The organism is Geodermatophilus dictyosporus, assembly GCF_900115505.1.
GTDB classification, from domain to species: Bacteria; Actinomycetota; Actinomycetes; order Mycobacteriales; family Geodermatophilaceae; genus Geodermatophilus; species Geodermatophilus dictyosporus.
Map to the genome: position 1 here is coordinate 109549 of NZ_FOWQ01000002.1, position 25629 is coordinate 135177.

A 25629-nucleotide genomic window follows, 5' to 3' on the forward strand; every position below is an offset into this window, starting at 1 on the left:
CCCTCCCGCCTACGGTGACCGGTGTGGCCTGCCGCCTGAGCGAGATCGTCGTCGACAGCCGGGACCCGGAGGCGCTGGCGGCGTGGTGGGCGGAGGTGCTCGGCTACCGGGTGCTCGGCCGTGACGACGACGGCGCCGTGGAGATCGGCCCGGAGGCCGGCTCCGGCGGCGCGGCCCCCACCCTGGTCTTCACGCCCGTCGACCACTGGGAGCCGGGCAAGCCGCGGCTGCACCTGGACGTCAACGCCACCGACCGCGACCAGGACGCCGAGCTCGCGCGGCTCCTGGACCTGGGCGCCACCCGGGCCGACGTCGGGCAGACCGGGGAGGAGAGCTGGCACGTGCTCGCCGACCCCGAGGGCAACCCCTTCTGCCTGCTGCGCCGCCGGCTCGACCCGCTGTGACCCGTCATCCGAGGAGAGCCCCGTGATCCTGATCGTCATCAAGTTCCCCGTCCGGCCGGACGCGATCGACGAGTTCCGCGCCAAGGCCGACGAGTACGCGGCGGCGGTGAACGCCGAGGAGGGCAGCCTGTTCTTCGAGTGGTCCCGCAGCGTCCTGGACCCGAACACCTTCGTCTGCATCGAGGGCTTCCGGGACTCCGACGCCGGCGCCTCGCACGTGGCCACCCCGCACGCCGAGGCCGCCTTCGACTGGATGTCGGACCTGGTCGCCGAGCAGCCGCAGATCATCTACGTCGACACCCCCGACGTCAGCGGCTTCGGCCCGATGGGCGAGGTCCGGCCCCGGCGCTGACGCCTGCGCTCACCACCCGGGAGGCCGCGGTCAGCGGTGGCGGACGGCGTAGGTGAGCGCGTCGACCAGGGCGTGCCAGGAGGCCTCGACGATGTTGGCGTGCACCCCGACGGTGGTCCACTCGCCGACGCCGTCGGTGGTGTCGACCAGGACCCGCGTGGTGGCGCCGGTGCCACCCTTCCAGCCCAGGATGCGGACCTTGTAGTCGGCCAGCGAGACGTCGGCCAGCTGCGGGTGGCGGCTGACCAGCGCCTGGCGCAGCGCGTTGTCCAGGGCGTTGACCGGGCCGTTCCCCTCGGCGGTGCTGATGATCCGCTCGCCGTCGACGTGCACCTTCACGGTGGCCTCGCTGACGACGTCGCCGGTGCGGCTGTGCTCGACGGAGGTCTTGTAGCTCTCCAGCTCGAACAGCGGCGGCGGGGCCTCGGGCAGCGCGGCACGCAGCAGCAGCTCGAAGGAGGCGTCGGCCGCCTCGAAGGACCAGCCCTCGGCCTCGAGCACCTTCACCCGGTCGACCACCCGGCCGACGACGTCGCCGTGCCCGCCGAGGTCGACGCCGAGCTCGCGGCCCTTGAGCTCGACCGAGGCACGGCCGGCCATCTCGGTGACCAGGATGCGCATGTCGTTGCCGACGACGGTCGGGTCGAGGTGGTTGTAGAGCTCCGGGCTGACCTTGATCGCGCTGGCGTGCAGGCCGGCCTTGTGCGCGAACGCCGAGGCGCCGACGTAGGGCTGGTGGTCGTCGGGGGCGATGTTGGCGAGCTCGGCGATCGCGTGGCTGACCCGCTGCAGCTCGGGCAGGCACTCCGCGGGGACCACGGGCAGGCCCATCTTGGTGACCAGGTTGGCCACCAGCGCGAAGGTGTCGGCGTTTCCCGCCCGCTCGCCGTAGCCGTTGGCGGTGCCCTGCACGTGGGTCACCCCGGCTTCGACGGCGGCCAGCGAGTTGGCCACGGCGCACCCGGTGTCGTCCTGGCAGTGGATGCCCAGCCGCCCGTCGACCCGCGACCGGACGTCGGCCACCACGCGGCCCACGCCCATGGGCAGCATGCCGCCGTTGGTGTCGCAGAGGACGCCGACCTCGGCACCCGCGGCGAACGCGGCCCGCAGCACCGCCACGCCGTGGTCGGGGTCGGCGGCGTACCCGTCGAAGAAGTGCTCGCAGTCGACGAACACCCGCCGGCCGTGCGCGACGAGGTGCGCGACGGTGTCGGCGACCATCGCGAGGTTCTCCTCGAGCGTGGTCCGCAGCGCCTCGCGCACGTGCCGGACGTCGGACTTCGCGACCAGGCAGACCACCGGCGTCTCGGCGTCCAGCAGCGCCTGCACCTGCGGGTCGTCCTCCACGCGGACCCCGGCCCGGCGGGTGGACCCGAACGCGACGAGCACCGCGTGCCGCAGCTTGAGCTCGGTGCGGGCGCGGGCGAAGAACTCGGTGTCCTTGGGCAGCGCCCCCGGCCAGCCGCCCTCGATGTAGCCGACGCCGATCTCGTCGAGCAGCCGCGCGACGGCCAGCTTGTCGGCGACCGAGAAGCTGATCCCCTCGCGCTGGGCGCCGTCGCGCAGGGTGGTGTCGAAGACGTGGAAGGAGGCGTCGGTGGCCACGGGTGCTCCCGGGTGTCGACGGCGATCGCGCCCCTCACACGAAGAAGACCCCCCGGGTACGGAGGGTCTGCGCGCGGTCGGGGTGCTGACCGCGCGCTAGTCGATGATGAGGGTGGTGCCGGACAGGTGCATCGCCGCGGAGTCTAGCGCGCCCCCGACCGCACGCCGCGGTGCCCGGCCTCACCCGGCAGCGCGAGGTCGGGCACCGCGAGGTGAGGTCGGTCGAGTGCCTAGCCGCCGGCCAGCGCCGCCAGGCGGTCGCCGACCTCGGCGGTGCGCACCGGCCGCTGCGCGTCGCGGGTGGACAGGTCGAAGGCGACGGCGGCGTTGACCTTGCGGGCCTGGTCGCCGCGGCCGAGGTGCTCGAGGAGCAGCGCGACCGACAGCACGGTGGCGGTCGGGTCGGCCACGCCCTGCCCGGCGATGTCGGGGGCCGAGCCGTGCACCGGCTCGAACATGCCCGGGTTGGTGCCCGACGCGTCGAGGTTGCCGCTGGCGGCCAGCCCGATGCCGCCGGTCACCGCCGCCGCGACGTCGGTGACGATGTCGCCGAAGAGGTTGTCGGTGACGATGACGTCGTAGCGGCCCGGGTCGGTGATGAAGAACATCGAGGCCGCGTCGACGTGCTGGTAGGCGACGGTGACCTCGGGGAACTCCGCGCCGACCTCCTCGACCGTCCGCGACCACAGCGACCCGGCGTGGGTGAGCACGTTGGTCTTGTGGATCAGCGTCAGGTGCCGGCGCGGGCGGGCCGTGGCCCGCTCGAAGGCGTACCGCACGACCCGCTCGACGCCGAACGCGGTGTTGAGGCTGACCTCGGTGGCCACCTCGTGCGGGGTGTCGCGGCGCAGCACCCCGCCGTTGCCGACGTAGGGCCCCTCGGTGCCCTCGCGGACGCACAGCATGTCGATCGGGCCGGGCTCGGCCAGCGGGCTGCGCACGCCGTCGTAGAGCTTCGCCGGGCGCAGGTTGACGTGGTGGTCGAGCTCGAAGCGCAGCCGCAGCAGCAGCCCCCGCTCGAGGATGCCCGGCGGCACCCCGGGGTCGCCGATCGCGCCGAGCAGGATCGCGTCGTGACCGCGCAGCTCGTCGAGCACCGAGTCCGGCAGCAGCTCGCCGGTGCGCTGCCAGCGGGTGGCGCCGAGGTCGTACTCCGTGGTCTCGAGGTCGGGGACGACGCCGCCGAGGACCTTGAGACCCTCGGCCACCACCTCGGGGCCGATGCCGTCTCCCGCGATCACTGCCAGGCGCATGGCGACGACCCTAGGTCAGCGGGGATCGAGGTCGGCGCTGCGGGCCTCGCGCGCGCCGATGCGCGCGGCGATGTCGGCCAGCAGGTCGGCCGGCACCGGGCTGTCGACGACGACGGCCATGAGCGCCTCGCCGCCGCGGGTGGTGCGGCTGACCTGCGCGCCGGCGATGTTCACACCCGCCTCGCCGAGCGCCGCCCCGACCGTGCCGACGACGCCGGGCCGGTCGGTGTAGACGAAGAACAGCAGGTGGCCCGAGAGGTCGAGGTCCATGTCGAAGCCGTCCACCTCGACCAGCTTGGGCACCTGGTTCTTGCCGAACAGCGTGCCCGAGACGGCGACCTCGCGGCCGTCGGCCATCGCGCCGCGCACCCGGACCAGGTTGCGGTAGTCGGGGCTCTCGACGTCGCTGGTGAGCGCGACGTCCAGGCCGCGCTGCTCGGCGAACAGCGGGGCGTTGACGTAGGTGACCTGCTCCTCGACCACGTCGGAGAACACGCCCTTGAGCACGGCCAGCTGCAGCACCGAGTCGTCGAACTCGGCGAGCTTGCCGCGCACCTCGACGGTGACCGACTGCGCCAGCCCACCGGCGACGGCGGTGAACACGGTGCCCAGCTTCTCGGCCAGCGGCAGCCCGGGCCGCACGTCCTCGGCGACGACGCCGCCGGCCTGCACGTTGACCGCGTCGGGCACGAACTCGCCCTGCAGGGCGAGGCGCACGGAGTGGGCGACGGCGGTGCCGGCCTTGTCCTGCGCCTCCGTCGTCGAGGCCCCCAGGTGCGGGGTGACGACGGTGGTGGGCAGGCCGAAGAGCGGGCTGTCGGTGCAGGGTTCCTGTGCGAACACGTCCAGGCCCGCCGCGGCGACCTGGCCCGACCGCAGGGCGTCGGCCAGCGCGGCCTCGTCGACCAGCCCGCCCCGGGCGGCGTTGACGACGATCACGCCGCGCTTGGTGGTGGCCAGTTCGTCGGCGCCGATCAGGCCGAGGGTCTCGGGCGTCTTCGGCAGGTGGACGGTGATGAAGTCCGCCTCGCGGAGCAGTTCCTCCAGCGACACCATCCGCACGCCGAGCCCGGCGGCGCGGCCGGGCTGGATGTAGGGGTCGTAGGCGATCAGCGTGGTGCCGAAGGCCCCCAGCCGCTGGGCCACCAGCTGGCCGATGCGGCCCAGGCCGACGACGCCGACCACCTTGTCGGCGACCTCGACGCCCATGAACTGCGACCGCTTCCAGGCGCCCTCGCGCAGCGACGCGTCAGCGGCGGGGATCTGCCGGGCGGCGGCCAGCAGCAGGGCGACGGCGTGCTCGGCGGCGCTGACGATGTTCGACGTCGGCGCGTTGACGACCATGACGCCGCGCTCGGTGGCCGCGGCGACGTCGACGTTGTCCAGGCCGATGCCGGCGCGGGCGACCACCTTGAGGTTGGGTGCCGCGGCGAGGGCCTCCGCGTCGATCTGCGTGGCGCTGCGGACCAGCACCGCGGCCGCGTCGGCCAGCGCCGGCAGCAGTGCGGACCGGTCGGCGCCGTCGACGTGCCGGATCTCGACGTCGCCGCCGAGCACCTCGAGCACGCTCGGGGCCAGCTGCTCGGCGATCAGGACGACGGGAGCGCTCGGGGTCACGGGGTCACAGCCTAGGGACGGGCGGGGCCGGTCCCCTCCTCCGCCCCGCACCCGCCGGCGGTCACGGGCGGGGAACGTCACGTCCCAGAGGCCACGACACCGCGCCGACGGGGTAGTGCGTGGTTGCCGACGCCGACGACGTCCGACCATCCTGGCGGCCAGCAGCGCCGGCGCCGGCCGACGCGTCCGGAGGGGACCATGACCGACTTCAGCAAGGACCCGGGCTCGGGCAGCTCGGGCGGAGCCACCCCGTACGGCCAGGGCCAGCACCGTCAGCAGGGTCAGGAGGCCCAGCAGGGTCAGCAGGGTCAGCAGCCCGGGCAGCAGGGCCAGTACGGCACGACGCCCTACGGCCAGCAGCCGGGTCACGGGCAGCCGCAGTACGGGCAGCCGGAGCAGTACGGGCAGCCGGGCCAGTACGGGCAGCCGCAGTACGGCACCCCGGCCTACGGCCAGCAGCAGTACGGCACCACGCCCTACGGACAGCAGGGCTACGGCACGGAGCAGTACGGCCAGCAGTACGGCCAGCAGTACGGCCAGCAGTACGGCCAGCAGTACGGCCAGCAGTACGGCGGCTACGGGCAGCAGTACGGGCAGTACGGCCAGGACGCGGTGCCGGCCAAGCCCGGCAGCGTGGTGACCGCGGCCGTCCTGGGGTTCGTGTTCGGCGCGATCGGCGTCCTGCTCAGCTTCCTGTTCGTCTTCGCCGGTGCGGCCATCGGCGGGGCCTCCGGCGACCTGGGCGACGTCATCCCCGGGCTGGACGCGGGGGCCGGCGCCGTCGCCGGCGCCATCCTGGTCGTCGGCCTGCTGGCGCTGCTGTGGACCGTGGTCATGATCTGGGGCTCGGTGTGGGCGCTGACCGGCCGCAGCCGGGTGGTGCTGCTCGTCGGCGGCTCGATCGCCCTCGCCTTCACCCTCATCGGCCTGATCGGCAACCTCGCCGACGCCGAGACGGCCGGCGCGGGCGGCATCATCACCAGCCTGCTGTTCTTCCTGGCAGCCCTGGCGATCGTCGTCCTGCTGTCGCTGCGGCCGGCCGCGGCCTACTTCGCCGCGCACCGCGCCCGCCGCGGCCGCTGACCACCCGCGCACCCGCCCGCTGTCCCCCGCAGGGGTCTGCCTCCCCCGGGCAGGCCCCTGCGGCCGTGTCCGAGCTCCTACACTCCGCCGCTCACCGCCCACGGGGGCGACGACCACCACGGGAGGAACCATGACCGGCCCCAGCTCCGAGGAGAACGACCCGCCGGGCGGTCAGCCCGGGTACGGGGCACCCGGTCAGCAGCCCGGCGGCCTCTCCCCCCACGGCGGCGGCACACCGGGCGCCCGCCCGCCGCAGGTGCTCACCGCCGCGGTCCTGGGCTTCGTCGCAGCGCTGTTCCTGCTCCTCGTCGCCTTCACCTACTTCGCCCTCGCGACGCTCGCCGGCGTCCTGGCGCTGTTCGGGGTCCTCTTCCTCGCACTGGCCGCCGGCTGCATCTGGGGCGGGGTGCAGGCCATCCGGGGCACGGGGAGTCGCGTCCTGCTCGTCGCGGCGGCCGTCACCGCGGGCCTGGTGCTCTTCGGGATCGTGACCGCGCTCGTCACCGGAACCGGGCTGGACGTCTTCTCCGTGCTGGTGCTCGTCCTCCTCGTGGGGAGCATCGCCCTGCTGCAGCAGCCGGTGTCCAAGCGGTACTTCGCCAGTCGTGGCGCGCGGTAGCCGCACCGGAGGGCACCTAGACTCCGCCGCCGGGCGCCGACGCGCCGCGACCACCACGGGAGGAACCATGACCGGTCCCAGCTTCGAGAAGGACACCCCGTCCGGGGACCAACCAGGCCACGGCCAGCAGCAGGGGTACGGACAGCAGCCGTACGGCCAGCCGCCCTACGGCCAGCAGGGCTACGGCCAGCAGGGCTACGGCCAGCACGGCTACGGCCAGCACGGCTACGGCCAGCAGGGCTACGGCCAGCAGGGCTACGGCCAGCAGCCGTACGGCCAGCAGCCGTACGGCCAGCAGGGCTACGGCCAGCAGCCGTACGGCCAGGAGGGGTACGGCCAGCAGGGGTACGGCCAGCAGCCCTACGGCTACGGACAGCCGGCCCCCTACGGCGGCTACGGCACCCCCACCCCCTACGGCGCGACGGCGACGATGGGCTTCCCCGACGCCGTCCGCAGCGTCCTCACCCGGTACGCGGACTTCACCGGGCGGGCGCGGCGCGCCGAGTACTGGTGGTTCGCCCTGTTCAGCGTGGTCGTCGTGACGGTGGCCGCGATCATCGACGCGATCCTCGGGTTCCCGGTCCTCCAGCTGATCGTCAGCCTGGGCCTGGTCGTCCCCAGCCTGGCGGTGGGCGTCCGGCGCCTGCACGACACCGACCGGTCCGGCTGGTGGCTGCTCATCGGGCTGGTGCCCTTCGGCGGCATCGTGCTGCTGGTCTTCTACTGCCTGGAGGGGCAGCGGCACCCGAACCGCTACGGCTCCGACCCGAAGGCGCCGCTCGGCCAGCCCTTCTGAGCCGCACGCGCGAGACGGCCCCCGCTGCCGGCCGGCAGCGGGGCCGTCTCGCGTGCAGGGGTGGTTCAGCCGCGCGCGGCGGTGCCGGTGTAGTCGTCGGACGCCGACACCCAGCTCATCAGGCCGCGCAGCCTGCGGCCGGTCTCCTCGATCGGGTGCGCCTCGGCCTCGGCGCGGCGGCGCGTGAAGTCCGGCGCGCCGGCGTCCTGGTCGGCGATGAACTCAGCCGCCCACGAGCCGTCCTTGATACGGGCCAGGACGTCCTTCATCGTCTCCTTGACGCGGGCGTCGATCACCCGCGGGCCGGAGGTGTAGTCGCCGTACTCGGCGGTGTCGGACACCGACCAGCGCTGCTTGGCGATGCCGCCCTCGTACATGAGGTCGACGATGAGCTTGAGCTCGTGGAGGCACTCGAAGTAGGCGATCTCGGGCTGGTAGCCGGCCTCGGTGAGCGTCTCGAAGCCGGCGGTGACCAGGGCGGACATGCCGCCGCAGAGGACCGCCTGCTCGCCGAAGAGGTCGGTCTCGGTCTCCTCGGCGAACGTCGTCCGGATGACGCCGGCGCGGGTGCCGCCGATGGCCTTGGCGTAGGACAGCGCCAGCTGCAGCGCCTGCCCGCTGGCGTCCTGCTCGACGGCGACCAGCGCCGGCACGCCCTTGCCGTTCTCGAACTCGCGGCGCACCAGGTGGCCGGGGCCCTTCGGGGCGACCATGGCGACGTCGACGCCGGCCGGGGGCTTGACGTAGCCGAAGCGGATGTTGAAGCCGTGGCCGAAGAACAGCGCGTCGCCGTCCTGCAGGTTCGGCTCGATCGACTCGGTGTAGAGCGTGCGCTGCACGTGGTCGGGCGCCAGGACCATCACCAGGTCGGCCTCGGCGGCCGCCTCGGCGGGGGTCACGACGCGCAGGCCCTCGGCCTCGGCCTTGGCCCGGCTCTTCGAGCCCTCGGGCAGGCCCACCCGCACGTCGACCCCCGAGTCGCGCAGCGAGAGGGCGTGCGCGTGCCCCTGGCTGCCGTAGCCGATGACGGCGACGGTGCGCCCCTGGATGATCGACAGGTCGGCGTCGTCGTCGTAGAAGATCTCGGCGGCCATGCGGTGGTGCTCCTTCTGGTGAGGGGATGGAACGGCCCCCTCGCAGGGCCCCGCCGCGAGCCTGCGAGCGGCGGGGGGCGAGGGGGTCCTTCTAGGCGGTGCGGTCGACCGGGCGCAAGGTACCGGCGCCGCTCATCGAGCGCGGGCCCCGCCCCAGGGCGACCGTGCCCGACTGCGCCATCTCCTTGATCCCGAGCGGGGCGAGGACGGCGAGCAGGGCCTGCAGCTTGTCCGGCGTGCCGGTGGCCTCGAGGGTCACCGTGTCGGTGTTCACGTCGACGACGCGGGCGCGGAACAGCTCGGCGGTCTGCAGCACGGTGGTGCGGTCGGCCAGCGGCGCGCGCACCTTGACCAGCAGCAGCTCGCGCTGCACCGCGGCGGCGCCGTCCAGCTCGACGATCTTGATGACCTCGACCAGCTTGTTGAGCTGCTTGGTCACCTGCTCCAGCGGTGCGGACTCGGCGTCGACGACGATCGTCATCCGCGACAGGTCGGGGTTCTCGGTCGGGCCGACGGCCAGCGACTCGATGTTGAACGCGCGCCGGCTGAACAGCGCCGAGACGCGGGCCAGGACACCGGCCTTGTTCTCGACCAGCACCGACAGGGTGTGCCTCGTCATCGTCAGACCTGCCCCTCGCCGAAGACCGGGCGCAGGTCGCGCGCGGCCAGGATGTCGTCGTTGCTGGCGCCGGCGGCCACCATCGGCCACACCTGGGCGTCGGCGCCGACGACGAAGTCGATGACCACGGGTGCGTCGGTGATCGCCATGGCCTTCTCGATGACGGCGTCGACGTCGTCCTTGGACTCGCAGCGCAGGCCGACGCAGCCCAGCGCCTCGGCCAGCGCGACGAAGTCGGGGATGCGCACCGGCCGGGGCCGGCCCTCGGCGTCGACCGGGTGCAGCTTGGTGTTGGAGTAGCGGCCCTCGTAGAAGAGGGTCTGCCACTGCCGGACCATGCCGAGGTTGCCGTTGTTGATGACGGCGACCTTGACCGGGATGCCCTCGATGGCGCAGGTGGCCAGCTCCTGGTTGGTCATCTGGAAGCAGCCGTCGCCGTCGATCGCCCAGACCGTGGTGTCCGGGCGGCCGTACTTGGCGCCCATGGCGGCGGGGACGGCGTAGCCCATCGTCCCGAGGCCGCCGCTGTTGAGCCAGGTGCCCGGCTTCTCGTACCGGATGAACTGCGCGGCCCACATCTGGTGCTGCCCGACGCCGGAGGCGTAGATCGCGTCCGGGCCGGCGATGGCGCCGAGCCGCTCGATGACGTACTGCGGCGACAGCGAGCCGTCCTCGGGCCACTCGTAGCCCAGCGGGTAGCGCGCCCGCCAGTCGTCGAGCTGGGCCCACCAGGCCGACAGGTCGCTCGTGCGGCCGGCGCGGTGCTCGGCGCGCAGCGCGCCCACCAGCTCGGCGATGGTCTCCTTCGCGTCGCCCACGATCGGGACGTCGGCCCTGCGGTTCTTGCCGATCTCGGCCGGGTCGATGTCGGCGTGCACGACCTGCGCGTGCGGGGCGAAGGAGCTCAGCTCGCCGGTGACGCGGTCGTCGAAGCGCGCGCCGAGGGCCACCAGCAGGTCGGCCTTCTGCAGCGCGGTGACGGCGGCGACGTTGCCGTGCATGCCCGGCATGCCCAGGTTCTGCGGGTGGCTGTCGGGGAAGGCGCCGCGGGCCATGAGCGTGGTGACCACCGGCGCGCCGGTGAGCTCGGCGAGCTCCGCCAGCTCCGCGGTGGCACCCGCCTTGAGCACCCCGCCGCCGACGTAGAGGACGGGACGGCGGGCGGCGGCGATCAGCGCGGCGGCCTCGCGCACCTGCTTGCCGTGCGGGCGGGTGGTCGGCTTGTAGCCGGGCAGGTCCATCCGCGGCGGCCACGAGAAGTCGGTGGTGGCCTGCAGCGCGTCCTTGGCGATGTCGACCAGCACCGGGCCGGGGCGGCCGGTGGCGGCCAGGTGGAAGGCCTCGGCGATCCGCTGCGGGATCTCGGCGGCGTCGGTCACCAGGAAGTTGTGCTTGGTGATCGGCATGGTGATGCCGCGGATGTCGGCCTCCTGGAACGCGTCGGTCCCGATCGCCCGGCTCGGCACCTGGCCGGTGATCGCGACCAGCGGGACCGAGTCCATGTAGGCGTCGGCCAGCGGCGTGACCAGGTTGGTCGCGCCGGGGCCGGAGGTGGCCATGCAGACGCCGACCCGGCCGGTCGCCTGCGCGTAGCCGGTGGCGGCGTGCCCGGCGCCCTGCTCGTGGCGGACCAGGACGTGCCGGACGTGGGAGTCGAACAGCGGGTCGTAGGCCGGCAGGATCGCCCCGCCCGGGATGCCGAACACGACCTCGACGCCGACCGCCTCGAGCGAGCGGACGAGGCTCTGCGCGCCGGTGATGCCGGTGGCGGGCTCGGCGGCGGCCTCGGCGATCGAGCGGGCCGTGGTCTCGACGCCGGTCAGCGCCTCGGCGGCCTCGCGGGTGGCGGACTCGCTCGGGGTGGTGGTCATGGCGGCTGTTCTCCTGGGCCGGACGTGCGGGGTGGGGCGTGCGGTCGGGTGCCTGCTCGGGCAACAAAAAACCCCTCGTGCCGCGGGCACGGAGGGGTGTAGCGCGTCGGTCGGGTGACCGGCGCGCTAGGCGATTACGAGGAGCAGGCAGGCGGAGGGCACGGACACACTGTGCGCCTCCGCCGTCCCGACGTCAACAACGCTGTCCCACACAGTGGACCGTGTCAGCCGTTCCATGGGACGGGCAGCGGCTCCCGCGCGCCGAGCAGCCCCGGGTCGAAGCCGTCGACCACCGCGGGCAGCTCGGCGGCCGGGACCGGGCGGCCGGTCAGCCAGCCCTGCAGGAAGCCGCAGCCCAGCGACACGAGGACCTCGCGCTGGGCCGCGGTCTCCACGCCCTCGGCGACGACGTCCATGCCCAGCGTGCGGCCGAGGTCGACGACGCTGCCGACCAGCGCCGCGCCCCGGGGGTCGGTGTCGATGCCGGAGACGAAGCCGCGGTCCATCTTCAGCACGTCGACGGGCAGCCGGGCGAGGTAGGCCAGCGACGAGTAGCCCTTGCCGAAGTCGTCCAGGGACACGACGCAGCCCAGCGCGGAGAGCTCCGCGAGCTCGGCGAGCAGCCGCTGGTCGTCGTCCATGAGCACGCTCTCGGTCACCTCGACCATCAGCAGCCGCGCCGGCAGGCCGGAGCGCTCCAGCGCACGGGTGACGTCCTCGACCAGGCAGCGGGCCTGCAGGTGCCGCACGGAGATGTTGACGCCGAGCTTGAGGTCGCGGCCCCCGGCGACCAGCCGGGCGTGCTCGGCCGTCGCGGTCTCCAGCACCCAGCGCTGCAGCGGCACGATCAGGCCGTCGTCCTCGGCCAGGCCGACGAACTCCTCGGGCGGGACCGGGCCGAGCACCGGGTGGTCCCAGCGCACCAGCGCCTCCGCCCCGAGCACCCGGCGCTCGTGCACCCCGACGACCGGTTGGTAGACCAGCCGCAGCCCGCCCCGCTCGATGGCGCCGGGCAGGTCGCGGGCCAGCCGGCTGCGCCGCGCCGAGGCCTCCACCAGCCCCTCCCCCGAGGCCCGGACGCCGTTCTTGCCCTGCGCCTTGACCGTGCGCAGCGCCAGGTCGGCCTCCCGGACGGTGGCCGACGCGTCGGCACCGGCGACCACCTCGGCGAGCCCCACGCTGGCCGAGACGCGGAACACCGGGCCGGCGAGGCCGCCGTCCGCGCCGCCGTCCGCGCCGCCGTAGCGGCGGGAGACGTCCAGCCGCGCGACCAGCCGCTCGGCCAGCGCCATGGCCGCGTCGGGCCCGGCGTCGAGGAGGAGGGCGAACTCGTCGCCCCCGAGGCGGGCCACCAGGTCCTCCGAGCGGGCCTCGGCGCGCAGCGCGTCGGCCACCTCGCGCAGCAGCCGGTCGCCGGCGTCGTGCCCGGCCACGTCGTTGACCGACTTGAAGCCGTCGAGGTCGACCAGCAGGACGCAGGCCCGCCGGCCGCGCGCCGCCCGGTCGAGGGCACCCTCCAGCGCGGCCATGAACCGGGCGCGGTTGGGCAGGCCGGTCAGCGAGTCGGTGTAGGCCAGCCGCTCCAGCTCGCGCTGCCCGGCGCGGCGCTCGGTGACGTCGCGCAGGTGCAGCACCAGGCCGTCGTCGGCCCGGCGCGCTCCGGTGCGGGCGGCGCCGGAGACCTCGACGTCGCGCCAGCCGCCGTCGGCACCGGCCAGGCGGCCGGTGGCGGGCAGCCCGTCGGGGGCGCCGTCGCGCAGCGCCGCGGCGACCCGCTCGACGAGGTCGCGGTCGTCGGGGTGCAGCAGCGGGACCAGCTCGTGCCCGACCAGATCCTCCTCCGCCCGGCCGAGCTGGGCGGCCACCGGGCCGGACACCGAGGTGACCCGGCCGGCGGCGTCGAGGACGACGGTGACGGCGTCGCCGCTGTGCACCAGGGCACGGAACCAGCCCTCGGTGCGCTCCAGGCGGCGGGTGAGCCGCGCCGCGTCCAGCGCCCAGGACAGCGTGCGGGCCGAGGTGAGCAGCAGCAGGACGACGGCCGCAGCCGCCTCCGCGGCGGGGACGGGCCGGCCGGCGACGACGCCGCCGGTCACCGCGAGCAGCGCGGCGGTGGCCGCGGCATGGGCGAGCACGGCGCCGCGCAGCGGCAGCGCGCGCCGCCCGCCCGGGGCCGTCGCGGCCCGGTCGGCGGCGGCGGCGCACAGGCCGGTGCCCAGCATGGCCAGCCAGGCCAGGACGGTGACGACGGACCACTCCGGGCCTGCCGCGCCGACTGCCGACCGGCCCACGGCGCCGCTGACCGCGACGGTGGCCATCGCGACGAAGGAGGCCAGCAGCCAGGTGGCCGACCGGCGGCGCGCCTCGGGCACCGCGGTGACGGTGACCAGGCCGACGCCGCACAGCACGGCGCCGACCAGCGGGTAGCCGGCCGCGATCAGCCCGTGCCCCGGCCCCGCCGCGCCGTCGGACAGGGCGTCGAGCAGGTCGTCGAGCACCACGCCGCCGAGGACCCCGACGGCGATGGTGACCACGACGCCGTCGAGCAGCACGCGGGAGCCGACCCGCCGGCCCGCCCGGGGCGGCAGCAGCAGGACGGCCACCGCGACCGCGACCGGTACCGCCAGCACGGTCGGGACCTCCTCGACCCCGCCGGCGGACAGGTCCCGGCCGGCGCGGGCCACGGCCAGGACCTGGCCGAGCGCCAGCAGGCCCGCGGCCAGCGCCATGGCCCGCCACGGCCGGCCGGCCCGTCCGGGCAGCCGCCGGGCCCCGGTGGCCAGGACGGCGGCGCCGGTGCCCGAGGCCAGCGCCAGCGCCGCGGGGACGAGCACGGCGGCCGACGGCGTGCCGGTCAGCTGCAGCGCGGTGGTGCCGGCACCGAGCAGGGCCAGCAGGGCGAGGACGGCCGCGACCGCGGCCGGCCCGACCGGGCGCCCGGCGGCGTCACGCACCGCGCACGACCCGGACGGGCGGGCCCCCGGCGGCCGGGAACACGTCGTGGGACAGGCCGACGAGGCCGGGCCACAGCGAGCCCGCGCCCTCGCGCAGCACGCGGAGCAGGTCGGCCGGCGGCAGCGGGCGGGCCAGCAGGAAGCCCTGCGCGAAGCCCAGGCCCAGGCCGCGGAGCACGCCGAGCTGCGCGGGGGTCTCCACGCCCTCGGCGACGACGTCGACGCCCAGCGCCCGGCCCACGGTGACCACCGCCTCGCACAGGGCGCGGCTCTGCGCGTCGCGGTCGACGCGGGAGACGAACGCGCGGTCGAGCTTCAGCACGTCGATCGGCAGCCGGGTGAGGTGCAGCAGCGACGAGGTGCCGGTGCCGAAGTCGTCGAGCGCGACGTGCACGCCCATGAGCCGCAGCGCCTGGACGTCGATGGCCACGAAGTCGCCGTCGTCGAGCAGGGTGGCCTCGGTGACCTCGAGGACCAGCCGCTCGGGCGCCAGGCCCGAGGACGCCAGCGCCGCGGCGACGTCGTCGACCAGGGTCCGGGCGGCCACGTGCGAGGCGGAGGTGTTCACGCCCAGCCGCAGCGGCACGCCGTCGCTGTCGGGCAGCCCGGCGGCGGTCGCGGTGGCCTCGCGCAGCACCCAGCGCTGCAGCTCGCCGATCACGCCGGCGCGCTCGGCGATGGGCACGAACTCGCGCGGCGGGACGTCCCCGAGCTCGGGGTGCCGCCAGCGCAGCAGCGCCTCGACGCCGACCACCCGCTGCTCGTCCATCGACACGATCGGCTGGAAGGCCAGCCACAGCTCCCCGCGCCCGGCGGCACCGGGCAGGTCCTCGCGCAGCCGGTCGCGGCGGGCGGCGGCGGCGCCGAGCGCGTCGGTCCACCGGGTGGCCCGCGCCGAGCCGCCGGCCCGGGCGGCCGCGACGGCGGTCTCCGCGCGGCCGGTGAGCTCGCCGACGGACAGGCCCGGCTCGACGACGACGACGCCGACGTCGGCGGTGAGGTCGAAGACGCCCGCCGGCGTGCCCACCGGGCGCTCCAGGGCGGCCAGGCAGCGGTCGGCCAGCCGGTCGGCGGTGTCGCCGTCGCCGGTGACCAGCACGCCGAAGACGCCCCCGGCGACGCGGGCGACGACCTCGTCGCCGCGCACGGTGGCCCGCAGGCGCCGGCCGAGCTCGACCAGGACGCCGGACACGGTGTCGCGGTCGGCGTGCTCGCGGACCTCGGTGAGGCCGCAGACGTCGACCAGCAGCAGCGCCCGGCCGGGGGCGTCCGCCGCGGGCCCGGCGGCCGAGCCCTCCACGGCGCCGGCGAGCGCGGCCTCCCAGCCCGCCCGGTTGGGCAGGCCGGTCAGCGGGTCGGTGAACGCCAGCTCCTCGAGCGCCCGCTCGCGGGTCTCCCGCTCGGTGACGTCGCGGCAGTGCAGCACGACCGAGGCGACGGCGGGGTCGGCGCGCAGGTCGGAGACGCTGGCCTCGAGGCAGCGGACCCCACCCGCCCCGTCGCGGACGTGCAACGTCAGCAGGCCGCTCGCCTCCCCGGCCTCCAGGCGCAGGCGCAGGGCGGTGGCGTCGGCGGCGTCGACGGCCGAGCGGCCGGAGAGCAGGTCGCGGCCGGCCAGGTCGGCCGGCGTGCTGCCGAGCAGGGCGGCCAGCGCCGGGGAGGTCCAGCCGACGCGCAGGCGGGCGTCCAGGACGAGCACCGCCTCGCTGGTGGAGGCCGCCAGACTGCGGAAGTAGGCCTCGTCGCGGCGCAGCCGGGCGCCGCGGAGGTGGTCCTCGCGCGCGGCCACCCAGCGGTGGGCGGCCGACAGCCCCACGCACAGCAGCGCGCCGACGAGGGTGACCGGGGTGGGCACCACGCCGAGCGCCAGGGGCACGACGACGAGGCCGACGACCACCACCAGCGCCAGGTGCGGCAGCACCGAGCGCAGCTGCGCCGCCCGGCCGGCAGCGGCGGGGTCCGACGCGGGGGCCGCGTCGAGCAGCCGGGCGAGCACGAGCAGCGCCAGCCCGACGACGACGGCCACCCGCGTGGCGGGGACGGCGTCGGTGGCGCCGAGCAGGGCGGCGGAGGTGCCGGTGCCGCGGCCCACGCACAGCGCGACGAGCCCGGCGAACAGGACCGCGGCCATCCGCTGGCGGTGCGCGGCGACCCCGCCGAGGACGGTGAGGCCGGCGGCCATGGTGGCCGCGGTGGCCACCACGGCGCTGCCGAGGACGAGCCGGGCAACCGGCGAGAGCGCCGTCCAGCCGTTGCCGGGACCGACGAGCAGCGCCTGCATGACGACGAGCGCGGCGGTGGCGAACAGCGCGAGCTCGAGCGCCGCCCGGGGGCAGGTGCGCCGCAGCGCCGCGCGCTCGACCATGCCGAGCAGCCCGACGACGGCCAGGACGTAGCCGGGGACGATGACCACCCAGCGCAGCACGACCTCCTCGAGGAGCGAGGAGGGCGCGGCGAGGACGCTGACCAGCAGCCCGGTGACCGGGAACAGCGCGGCGGCGGCGAGCAGCCGCCACGGGCGGGCGGAGCGGTCGGCCGCGCGGCCGGTGGTCCACAGGACCGCGGCGGTCAGCAGCCCGGCGAGCGCCGCGACGACCTCACCGAGCGGGTGCAGTGCCGGGACGAGGGCGGCCACGAGGCACGCCGCGGCCGCGGGCAGGGCACACGTCACCAGCCACCTGATCCGCCTGTCCACACCCCGGGTGTCGGCAGTGCGGCCGGCCGGCCGGAGGCACGGCGGGCCCCCCTCACCCCAAGGAGGGGGGCCCCGCCCTCACGTGCAGATGGCGCCCTGGGCCGCGGAGCCGACGAGCTTGGCGTACTTGCCGAGCACCCCGGTGGTGTAGCGCGGGGGCAGCGGCTGCCACTCCTGGCGGCGGCGGGCCAGCTCGTCGTCGTCCACCAGCAGGTCCAGCGTGCGGGCGCGCAGGTCCAGGCGGATCGGGTCGCCGTCGCGCACCAGCGCGATCGGCCCGCCGTCGGTGGCCTCGGGGGCGACGTGGCCGATGCACAGGCCGGTGGTGCCGCCGGAGAAGCGGCCGTCGGTGAGCAGCAGCACGTCCTTGCCGAGGCCGGCGCCCTTGATGGCGCCGGTGACGGCGAGCATCTCGCGCATGCCCGGCCCGCCCTTGGGGCCCTCGTAGCGGATGACGACGACGTCGCCGGCCTGCAGCGTGCCGTCGGTGACCGCGTCCATGGCGCCCTGCTCGCCGTCGAAGACGCGGGCGGTGCCCTCGAAGACGTCCCGGTCGAAGCCGGCCGACTTGACCACCGCGCCGTCGGGCGAGAGCGAGCCGCGCAGGATCGTCAGCCCGCCGGTGCGGTGGATGGGCTCGGACATCGCGTGGATGATCGCGCCGTCGGGGTCCGGCGGGGCGATCTCGGCGAGGTTCTCGGCCATCGTCCTGCCCGTCACGGTGAGGACGTCGCCGTGCAGCAGCCCGGCGTCGAGCAGTGCGCGCAGGACGACCGGGACGCCGCCGATGCGGTCGACGTCGGTCATCACGTAGCGGCCGAAGGGCTTGACGTCGGCCAGGTGCGGCGTGCGGTCGCCGATCCGGTTGAAGTCGTCCAGCGAGAGGTCCACCTGCGCCTCGTGCGCGATGGCCATCAGGTGCAGGACGGCGTTGGTCGAGCCGCCCAGCGCCATCACCACGGTGATCGCGTTCTCGAACGCCTCGCGGGTCATGATCTGCCGCGCGGTGATGCCCCGGCGGAGCAGCTCGACCACGGCCTCGCCGGAGGCGACGGCGAAGGCGTCGCGGCGGCTGTCGGGCGCCGGCGGGGCGGCGCTGCCGGGCAGGGCCATGCCCAGGGCCTCGGCGACGCTGGCCATGGTGTTGGCGGTGTACATGCCGCCGCACGAGCCCATGCCGGGGCAGGCGGCGCGCTCGACGGCGCCCAGCTCCTCCTCGGTGATCAGCCCGCGGGCGCACGCGCCCACGGCCTCGAAGACGTCGATGATCGTGATGTCGTCGCGGTCGCCGAGCCGGCCGGGCAGCGTGGAGCCGGAGTAGAGGAAGACGCTGGCCAGGTCGAGGCGGGCGGCGGCCATGAGCATGCCGGGCAGCGACTTGTCGCAGCCGGCGAGCAGCACCGTGCCGTCGAGGCGCTCGGCGAACACCACCGTCTCCACCGAGTCGGCGATCACCTCCCGGGAGACCAGCGAGGCGCGCATGCCCTCGTGGCCCATGGAGATGCCGTCGGAGACCGAGATCGTGCCGAACTCCAGCGGGAAGCCGCCGGCGGCGTGCACGCCCTCCTTGGCCCGCTTGGCCAGCCGGTCCAGGGAGAGGTTGCAGGGGGTGATCTCGTTCCACGACGAGGCGACGCCGACCTGCGGCTTCTCCCAGTCGTCGTCGCCCATGCCGACGGCGCGCAGCATCGCCCGGGCCGGGGCGCGGGTGATGCCGTCGGTCACCTCGCGGCTGCGGGGCTTGACGTCGGCGGTGGTGCGGGGGTCGTCCACGGTGGTCACGAGCGCCGAGCGTAGGCCGGACGGCGGCCCGTGCCGAGGGGCCGCCGATACTGGTACCGACACCACCACCGAGGAGCCCGCGTGCCCGCCACCGCCCGCCGTGCCGATCCCCCGCCCACCCGCCGAGAGCTCGCGGGGTTCCTGCGCTCCCGCCGCCGCCAGGTCGACCCCCGCGACGTCGGGCTGCCCGCCGGCGGCGCGCGGCGGACGCCGGGGCTGCGCCGGGAGGAGGTCGCGCTGCTCTCGGGCGTCAGCCACACCTGGTACACGTGGCTGGAGCAGGGCCGCGACATCCGGCCGTCGCGGCAGGTGGTCGACGCGCTGGCCCGCACGCTGCGGATGTCGCCGGCCGAGCACGAGTACGTGCGCCGGCTGACCGGGCACGGCGGCGCTCCCCTCCCCGACGACGGCGACGGGATGCCGGCGCACCTGCAGCGCCTGCTCGACGCGCTCGGCCCCTACCCCGCCTACGCGATCACCGCGACGTGGGCGATCGCCGGGTGGAACCGGGCCTATGAGCGGCTCTACCCCGGGGTGGCCGCGGTCGCCCCGCCGCAGCGCAACCTGCTGTGGCTGGTCTTCACCGACCCCGCCGTCCGGGAGCTGCTCGGCGACTGGACGACCGACAGCCGCCGGTTCCTCACCCAGTTCCGCGCCGAGGTGGGCCCCCGGCTGGCCGACCCGGCGGTGGTCGACCTCGTGGTCCGGCTGGAGGCGGCGAGCCCGCACTTCCGCGCCGGGTGGGCCAGCCGCGACGTCGACCGGTTCAGCTCCGCCGAGCGCCGCTTCGAGCACCCCGAGGTGGGCACCCTGCTGCTCGAGCACCACCAGCTGACCCCGGCCGACGCCCCCGGCCTGCAGCTGGTCGTCTACACCGCGGCCGCGGGCAGCGACTCCGCGCGGCGCCTGGCCGCACTGGCGGGCTGAGCCTCAGGGCGCGTCGATCCGCCCGCCCGACAGCGCCGCCAGCCGCGGCAGGTCGCGGGCCCGCAGCACCGGCAGCTGCAGCTCCGACCCGGCGGTCGTGACCAGCCGCAGCCGGGCGCCGCGGCCCACCCGGATGCCGGCCAGCTCCGTCCACGCCACCCGGCGCGAGGGGCCCAGCGTGTGGGTGGTGATGCCCTCGTCGTCGACGTCCACGCCGACCCGCAGCACCCACACCGCGGCCAGCAGCGGGACCACCAGGACGACGGCGGCCCAGGGCGCGGCCGCGGCGAACGGCAGCACGCAGACGGCGAGGAAGACGACGGGCACCAGGGCCACCCGGCTCAGCCGCATGCGTGCGTGGTCGGCCACGACCGACCATGTTCCCAGGTCCGTGCCGCCGGCACCGCCCGGCCGCCGTCCGCCCGTACTGTGGTCCGGGTGAGGCGACAGCGGGGGCGGCGGGCCGCCGGCGCCGCGTGCGCGGTGGCGCTGACGCTGGTCCTCGCCGGTTGCGCGGAGGACGGCTACGAGCCCGCCGGCCCCTTCCGGCCGCTGCCCGAGGGCCAGCCGCCGCAGGTCGGGCCGCCCACCGAGTCCACCCCGGCGCCGGCCCCCGGCGACCCCGCGGAGCCGGGGTCGGGCGAGTCGGGCGGCGACCCGAACGTCGTCGCCACCGACCTGGCGGTGCCCACCGGGCTGGTCGTGCTGCCCGACGGCACCGCGGTCGTGGGCGAGCGCGAGACCGGCCGCCTGCTGCAGGTCTTCCCCGACCGCTCCCCGCCTCGGGAGCTCATGGTCGTGCCCGGCATCGACACCGCCGGCGACGGCGGACTGCTGGGCCTGGCCCTGTCGCCCACCTTCGACGAGGACGGGCTGTTCTACGCCTACGTCTCGACGGCCACCGACAACCGCGTCGTCCGCTTCCCGCTCGGCGGCACCCCCAACCCGGTGCTCACCGGCATCCCGCGCGGCGAGGTGCACAACGGCGGCGGGCTGGCGTTCGCCCCCGACGGCACGCTGTTCGTCGGCACCGGCGACACCGGCGACCCGGCGCTCGCCCAGGACACCGCCTCGCTGGGCGGCAAGGTGCTGCACGTCGACGTCTTCGGCCAGCCGGTGGGCTCCGGGCCGGTCTTCAGCCGCGGGCACGCCGACGTCAAGGCGCTGTGCCCCGGCCTCGACGACCCGGCGGTGCTCCTCGCCGTCGACGACTCCTCCACCGGGCCCGACGAGCTCAACACCGTCCTGCAGGACAGCGACCACGGCTGGCCGGCTCCCGGGTCCACCAGCACCGGGCCGCTGCTCGAGGTGCCGGGCGACGCGGGCGGGCTCAGCGGCTGCGCGGCCGTGGGCGGCACGGTCTTCCTGGGCGCGCTCGAGGGGCGGCGCGTGTACGTCGTCACCGTCGAGGGCGGCGGCGTCACCGAGGAGCCGACCGCGCTCATCCCCGAGCGCTACGGCCGGCTGCGGACCCTCGCCCTCGACGCCGAGGGCGGGCTGTGGGTGACCACGTCCAACGGGGACGGCGCCGGCACGCCCGCCGAGGACGACGACAAGGTGCTGCGCATCCTGCCGCCGTCCTCGGGAGGCTCCAGCCCGATCTAGGCCGTGACACCGCGGTCCCACCGGACCGCCCACTCGGGCGCGACACGGCGGCAGGCCGCCGTGGGTCAACCGCCGAGCACGCGCTCCTCGAGCATCCGCTTGACGGTGGCCGCGTCGGCCTGGCCGCGGGTGGTCCTCATGACCGCGCCCACCAGCGCGCCGAGGGCCTGCACCTTGCCGCCGCGCACCTTGGCCACGACGTCCGGGGCCCCCGCGATGGCGGCGTCGACGGCGGCGCCGAGCTCGTCGGACTCCCCCATCACCGCCAGGCCGCGCGCCTGCACGACCGCCCGCGGGTCGCCCTCGCCGGCGAGCACGCCGTCGAGCGCCTGCCGGGCCAGCTTGTCGTTGACCGTGCCCTCGGCGACCAGCGCCGTCAGCTCGGCCACCTGCGCCGGCGTGACCGCCAGCTCGGTGAGCTCGACGCCGGCGTCGTTCGACCGGCGGGCCAGCTCCCCGAGCCACCACTTGCGGGCGTCGGCCGGTGACGCGCCGGCGGCCACGGTGCGCTCGACCAGCCCGAGCGCCCCGGCGTTGACCAGCCAGGTCATCTCGGTGGCCGACAGCCCCCACTCCTGCTGCAGGCGGGTGCGGCGGGCGGCGGGCAGCTCCGGCAACCCGGCGGCGAGCTTCTCCACCCACTCGGCGTCGGGCGCCAGCGGCACCAGGTCGGGCTCGGGGAAGTACCGGTAGTCGGTGGCCTCCTCCTTGCTCCGCCCCGGCGAGGTGCTGCCGGTGTCCTCGTGGAGGTGGCGGGTCTCCTGCAGCACCCGGCCACCGGCGTCGAGGACGGCGGCCTGCCGGCGCATCTCGTAGCGCACCGCCCGCTCCACCGACCGCAGCGAGTTGACGTTCTTGGTCTCGGTGCGGGTGCCCCACTCCAGGCTGCCGGTCGGCGCCAGCGAGGTGTTGACGTCGCAGCGCAGGCTGCCCTGCTCCATCCGCACGTCGGAGGCGCCGAGGGTCTGGATGATCTCGCGCAGCTCGGTGACGTAGGCGCGGGCGACCTCGGGGGCCTTCGCGCCGGCGCCGGGGACCGGGCGGGTGACGATCTCGACGAGCGGGATGCCGGCGCGGTTGAAGTCGACCAGCGAGTGGTCGGCGCCGTGGATGCGCCCGGTGGCCCCGCCGACGTGCAGGTTCTTGCCGGTGTCCTCCTCGAGGTGCACCCGCTCGATCTCCACGCGGTAGGTCTCGCCGTCGACCTCGACGTCGAGGTGCCCCGCGGTGCACAGCGGCTCGTCGTACTGGCTGGTCTGGAAGCCCTTGGGGATGTCGGGGTAGAAGTAGTTCTTCCGGGCGAAGCGCGACCAGGACGCGATCCGGCAGCCCAGCGCCAGGCCGATGCGGATCGTGGACTCGACGGCGGCGGCGTTGGCCACCGGCAGCGACCCGGGCAGGCCGAGGCAGACCGGGCAGGTCTGGGTGTTGGGCTCGGCGCCGAACGTCGTCGCGCAGCCGCAGAACATCTTCGACTCGGTGCCCAGCTCGACGTGCGTCTCCAGGCCGATGACGGGCTCGTACCGGGTGAGGACGTCGTCGAACTCGACGAGGGGCTCGCTCACGGACAGGGGTCTCCCTTCGGGGCGGTGCCCGGCTGGGCGGTCACGCGGCACGCTCCGCGAGCCGGTCGGTCAGCGGGGCGCCGAGCGCCGCCTCGACGGCGGCGGCGACCCGGTAGCAGCGGTCGTCGGCCAGGGCCGGGGCCATGACCTGCAGGCCCACCGGCAGCCCCTCGGACAGGCCGCAGGGCACCGAGATGGCCGGGACGCCGGCGAGGCTGGCCGGCAGGGTGCACAGGTCGGCGGCGTACATGGCCAGCGGGTCGTCGACGCGGGCGCCGATCGGCCAGGCCACCGTCGGGCTGGTCGGGCTCACGAGCACGTCGACGTCGTCGTCGAAGGCGGCCGTGAAGTCGCGGTCGATCAGCGTGCGGACCTTCTGCGCCTGGCCGTAGTAGGCGTCGTAGTACCCCGCCGACAGCGCGTAGGTGCCGAGGATGATGCGGCGCTTGACCTCGGGACCGAAGCCCTGCTCCCGGGTGAGCGCCATGACCTCGTCGATGTCGCGGGTGCCGTCGTCGCCGACGCGGATGCCGAAGCGCATCCCCTCGAAGCGGGCCAGGTTCGACGACGCCTCGCTCGGCGCGATCAGGTAGTACGCCGGCAGCGCCAGCCCGAACGACGGGCAGGACACCTCGCGCACCTCGGCGCCGGCGCCCTCCAGCAGTGCCACCGCCTCGGCCACCCGCTCCAGCACACCGGCGTCGTAGCCCTCGCGGGCGCCGTCGCCGCCGAGCTCCCGGACGACGCCGACCCGCAGGCCCGCCAGGTCGCCGCCGGCACCGCGGCGGGCGGCCTCGACGACGGTGGGCACCGGGGCGTCGATGCTGGTGGAGTCGCGCGGGTCGTGGCCGCCGATGGCCTCGTGCAGCAGGGCGGCGTCCAGGACCGTGCGGGCCATCGGGCCGGCCTGGTCCAGGCTCGAGGAGAACGCGATGAGCCCGTAGCGCGACACCGAGCCATAGGTGGGCTTGTGCCCGACCAGGCCGGTGACCGCCGCCGGCTGCCGGATCGAGCCGCCGGTGTCGGTGCCCAGCGCGAAGGGCGCCAGCCGCCCGGCGACGGCCGCGCTCGACCCGCCGGAGGACCCGCCGGGGATGCGGTCGTGGTCCCACGGGTTGCGGGTGGGCCCGTACGCGGAGTTCTCGGTGGACGAGCCCATCGCGAACTCGTCCATGTTGGTCTTGCCCAGCAGCACCGTGCCGGCGTCCTTGAGCCGGCGGGCGACGGTGGCGTCGTACGGCGGCCGCCAGCCCTCGAGGATCCGCGAGCCGCTGGTCGTGGGCACGCCCTCGGTGACGAAGACGTCCTTGAGCGCGACCGGGATGCCGGCCAGGCCGGTGCCCGCGGTGCCCGCGGCGTCGATCTCGCCGGCCCGCCGCAGCGCGGCCTCGCCGTCGACGTGCAGGTAGGCGCCGAGGGCGCCGTCCTCGGCGGCGATGCGGTCGAGGTGGGCGCGGGTGACCTCGACGGAGGTGGTCTCGCCGGCCGACAGCGCCTGCTGCAGCTCGACGACGCTCAGTGCGGTGAGGTCGCTCACGCCTCCTCCCCCAGGATGCGGGGCACCCGGAAGCGGTCGTCCTCGGCGGCGGGGGCGCCGGCCAGGACGGCGTCGCGGGGCAGGCTCGGGGTGGCGACGTCGGCGCGCAGCACGTTGGTCAGCGGGACGGCGTGCGTGGTGGGGACGACGTCGGCGACGTCGGCGCGCTGGACCTGGGCCACCGCGTCGAGGACCGCGCCCAGCTGGCCGGCGAAGCGGTCGAGCTCCTCGTCGGTGACGGCCAGCCGGGCCAGCCGCGCGAGGTGCGCGATGTCCTGGCGGTCGAGGGCCGGGTGGGCGGCCGTGTCGGGGGTGGGCTCGCTGCTCATGCTGGGGCTGGGACTCCTGTCGTCGGCGCCGGCCGGCGCCAGGGACGCAACCCGGTCACTGTACGTGGGGCCGGGGACCTCCCGGGACGCCCGCTCGACCCGGGGGCGCCTCGTGGGGGAAGCTGCTCCCGCCACGCGATCGACGAGGATCGGCCAGCAGCTCGACGTCGTCTGCGGAGGAACCGTGTCCTATCTCCTGCGGCTGGTCGTCCCCGACCGCCCCGGCCTGCTCGGCGCGGTGGCGACCGCCCTGGGTGTCGCCGGGATCGACATCGTCTCGGTCGACGTGCTCGAGCGCGGTGGCGGCGTCGCCGTCGACGACGTCGTCGTGGACCTCCCCCGCGACCGGCTGCCCGACAGCCTGATCACCGTCGCGCAGACGGTGCCGGGTGTGCAGGTCGAGGCGCTGCGCCCCTTCCACGGGCCGCTCGACACCCACCGCGAGCTCGACCTGCTCGAGGCGCTGGCCCGCGCCGCCGAGGGCACCCAGGTCAAGCTGCTGGCCGCGGAGCTGCCGCGGGTGTTCCACAGCGGCTGGGCGGCGGTGGTGCGGGCCGACGGCGAGGCGCTCGCGGCGTCCGACGCCGCGCCCCGCCTCGAGGACGTGCCCCTGCCCTGGCTGCCGCTCTCCTCGCCGCGGCTGCTGCCCAGCGAGGAGGACTGGCTGCCGGAGCGGTGGCGGGAGATGGCGATCGAGATGATGGCCGCGCCCTTCGGCGACCCGGGGACGGCGGTGGTGCTCGGCCGGTCCGGCGGCCCGGCGTACCGGAGGTCGGAGCTGCTGCGGCTGGCCCACCTGGCGGGGATCGCCAGCACGGTCGCGCACCTGCCGCCCGTCTGAACCGGCGCGCTGACCTGTGCTCTCGTGCCCTACGACTGTCGTGCAGGGCAGCGTTCGAACGCAGATCGAGGGCGTGGACGA

General features: G+C 75.5%; 21 protein-coding genes. 8 read left to right on the forward strand and 13 right to left on the reverse strand.

Features of this window, described 5'->3' with window-relative positions:
- The first annotated feature begins 23 nt into the window (after positions 1–23).
- Together BMZ33_RS04105 and BMZ33_RS04110 are read left to right on the forward strand one after the other, a co-directional pair.
- Entirely contained in the window at positions 24–404 is a 381-nt protein-coding gene (locus BMZ33_RS04105) for a VOC family protein (protein WP_091108174.1), read from the forward strand.
- A gap of 22 nt (positions 405–426) precedes the next feature.
- Entirely contained in the window at positions 427–756 is a 330-nt protein-coding gene (locus tag BMZ33_RS04110) for a putative quinol monooxygenase (RefSeq protein ID WP_091108176.1), read from the forward strand.
- Between the two features lie 30 nt (positions 757–786).
- Here BMZ33_RS04110 and cimA read toward each other — a convergent pair whose 3' ends face one another.
- The 3 genes from cimA to serA all read right to left on the reverse strand — a co-directional run bounded on the left by cimA (position 787) and on the right by serA (position 5231).
- Positions 787–2361 carry a citramalate synthase gene (cimA, locus tag BMZ33_RS04115; protein ID WP_091108178.1) on the reverse strand — a complete coding sequence of 525 codons (1575 nt, stop codon included), beginning with the start codon at positions 2359–2361 and terminating at the stop codon, positions 787–789.
- A gap of 230 nt (positions 2362–2591) precedes the next feature.
- Positions 2592–3614: a 3-isopropylmalate dehydrogenase gene (locus BMZ33_RS04120; protein WP_091108180.1), complete on the reverse strand. Its 1023-nt coding sequence runs from the start codon at positions 3612–3614 to the stop codon at positions 2592–2594.
- Positions 3615–3629: 15 nt separating this feature from the next.
- Positions 3630–5231, reverse strand: a complete 1602-nt coding sequence (gene serA / locus BMZ33_RS04125; RefSeq protein ID WP_169063869.1) for a phosphoglycerate dehydrogenase — start codon at positions 5229–5231, stop codon at positions 3630–3632.
- 198 nt (positions 5232–5429) lie between these two features.
- Between serA and BMZ33_RS23045 the strand changes: the two genes are divergently transcribed.
- The 3 genes from BMZ33_RS23045 (at position 5430) to BMZ33_RS23935 (ending at position 7729) form a co-directional block, all read left to right on the forward strand.
- Positions 5430–6314: a hypothetical protein gene (locus BMZ33_RS23045; protein WP_169063870.1), complete on the forward strand. Its 885-nt coding sequence runs from the start codon at positions 5430–5432 to the stop codon at positions 6312–6314.
- Positions 6315–6444: 130 nt separating this feature from the next.
- A complete protein-coding gene (locus tag BMZ33_RS04135) occupies positions 6445–6933 on the forward strand; it encodes a hypothetical protein (protein WP_091108185.1) in 489 nt (162 codons plus the stop codon).
- A gap of 67 nt (positions 6934–7000) precedes the next feature.
- Entirely contained in the window at positions 7001–7729 is a 729-nt protein-coding gene (locus BMZ33_RS23935; RefSeq protein ID WP_169063871.1) for a DUF805 domain-containing protein, read from the forward strand.
- 65 nt (positions 7730–7794) lie between these two features.
- On the opposite strand, the gene ilvC is transcribed toward BMZ33_RS23935, so the two are convergent.
- The 6 genes from ilvC to ilvD form a co-directional block, all read right to left on the reverse strand.
- Positions 7795–8823 (reverse strand): ketol-acid reductoisomerase, encoded by a 1029-nt coding sequence (gene ilvC / locus BMZ33_RS04150; protein WP_091108186.1) that lies wholly within the window; start codon positions 8821–8823, stop codon positions 7795–7797.
- Positions 8824–8914: 91 nt separating this feature from the next.
- Positions 8915–9442, reverse strand: coding sequence for an acetolactate synthase small subunit (gene ilvN / locus BMZ33_RS04155; protein WP_091108188.1), 528 nt, complete (start codon positions 9440–9442; stop codon positions 8915–8917).
- A 2-nt stretch (positions 9443–9444) separates the two neighbouring features.
- On the reverse strand, positions 9445–11313 hold the full coding sequence (locus BMZ33_RS04160) for an acetolactate synthase large subunit (RefSeq protein ID WP_091108190.1): 1869 nt from the start codon (positions 11311–11313) through the stop codon (positions 9445–9447).
- Positions 11314–11537: 224 nt separating this feature from the next.
- A complete protein-coding gene (locus BMZ33_RS04165; protein ID WP_091108193.1) occupies positions 11538–14267 on the reverse strand; it encodes a putative bifunctional diguanylate cyclase/phosphodiesterase in 2730 nt (909 codons plus the stop codon).
- Positions 14260–16938: a putative bifunctional diguanylate cyclase/phosphodiesterase gene (locus BMZ33_RS04170; protein WP_091108196.1), complete on the reverse strand. Its 2679-nt coding sequence runs from the start codon at positions 16936–16938 to the stop codon at positions 14260–14262. Before BMZ33_RS04170 ends, BMZ33_RS04165 begins: the two co-directional genes overlap by 8 nt.
- A 102-nt stretch (positions 16939–17040) precedes the next feature.
- On the reverse strand, positions 17041–18744 hold the full coding sequence (gene ilvD / locus BMZ33_RS04175; RefSeq protein WP_091108198.1) for a dihydroxy-acid dehydratase: 1704 nt from the start codon (positions 18742–18744) through the stop codon (positions 17041–17043).
- A gap of 81 nt (positions 18745–18825) precedes the next feature.
- On the opposite strand from ilvD, the gene BMZ33_RS04180 reads away from it, so the two are divergent.
- Positions 18826–19671: a helix-turn-helix transcriptional regulator gene (locus BMZ33_RS04180; protein WP_091108200.1), complete on the forward strand. Its 846-nt coding sequence runs from the start codon at positions 18826–18828 to the stop codon at positions 19669–19671.
- 3 nt (positions 19672–19674) lie between these two features.
- Here the strand turns inward: BMZ33_RS04180 and BMZ33_RS04185 are convergent, their stop codons facing one another.
- Positions 19675–20040, reverse strand: a complete 366-nt coding sequence (locus BMZ33_RS04185; RefSeq protein WP_169063872.1) for a PH domain-containing protein — start codon at positions 20038–20040, stop codon at positions 19675–19677.
- A gap of 69 nt (positions 20041–20109) precedes the next feature.
- On the opposite strand from BMZ33_RS04185, the gene BMZ33_RS04190 reads away from it, so the two are divergent.
- Complete coding sequence (locus BMZ33_RS04190; RefSeq protein ID WP_091108202.1) at positions 20110–21276, forward strand: PQQ-dependent sugar dehydrogenase; 1167 nt, start codon at positions 20110–20112, stop codon at positions 21274–21276.
- Positions 21277–21341: 65 nt separating this feature from the next.
- Here BMZ33_RS04190 and gatB read toward each other — a convergent pair whose 3' ends face one another.
- From gatB to gatC, 3 genes are read right to left on the reverse strand one after another with little or no spacing between them, the layout of a single operon-like run.
- Positions 21342–22841 (reverse strand): Asp-tRNA(Asn)/Glu-tRNA(Gln) amidotransferase subunit GatB, encoded by a 1500-nt coding sequence (gatB, locus tag BMZ33_RS04195; protein WP_091108205.1) that lies wholly within the window; start codon positions 22839–22841, stop codon positions 21342–21344.
- 40 nt (positions 22842–22881) lie between these two features.
- Positions 22882–24378, reverse strand: coding sequence for an Asp-tRNA(Asn)/Glu-tRNA(Gln) amidotransferase subunit GatA (gene gatA, locus BMZ33_RS04200; protein ID WP_091108207.1), 1497 nt, complete (start codon positions 24376–24378; stop codon positions 22882–22884).
- Positions 24375–24707, reverse strand: coding sequence for an Asp-tRNA(Asn)/Glu-tRNA(Gln) amidotransferase subunit GatC (gene gatC, locus BMZ33_RS04205; RefSeq protein WP_091108209.1), 333 nt, complete (start codon positions 24705–24707; stop codon positions 24375–24377). The genes gatA and gatC overlap by 4 nt, the downstream gene beginning before the upstream one ends.
- Positions 24708–24891: 184 nt before the next feature.
- Here gatC and BMZ33_RS04210 point away from each other — a divergent pair, with 184 nt between their 5' ends.
- A complete protein-coding gene (locus BMZ33_RS04210) occupies positions 24892–25548 on the forward strand; it encodes an ACT domain-containing protein (RefSeq protein ID WP_091108210.1) in 657 nt (218 codons plus the stop codon).
- The last annotated feature ends 81 nt before the right edge of the window (positions 25549–25629 follow it).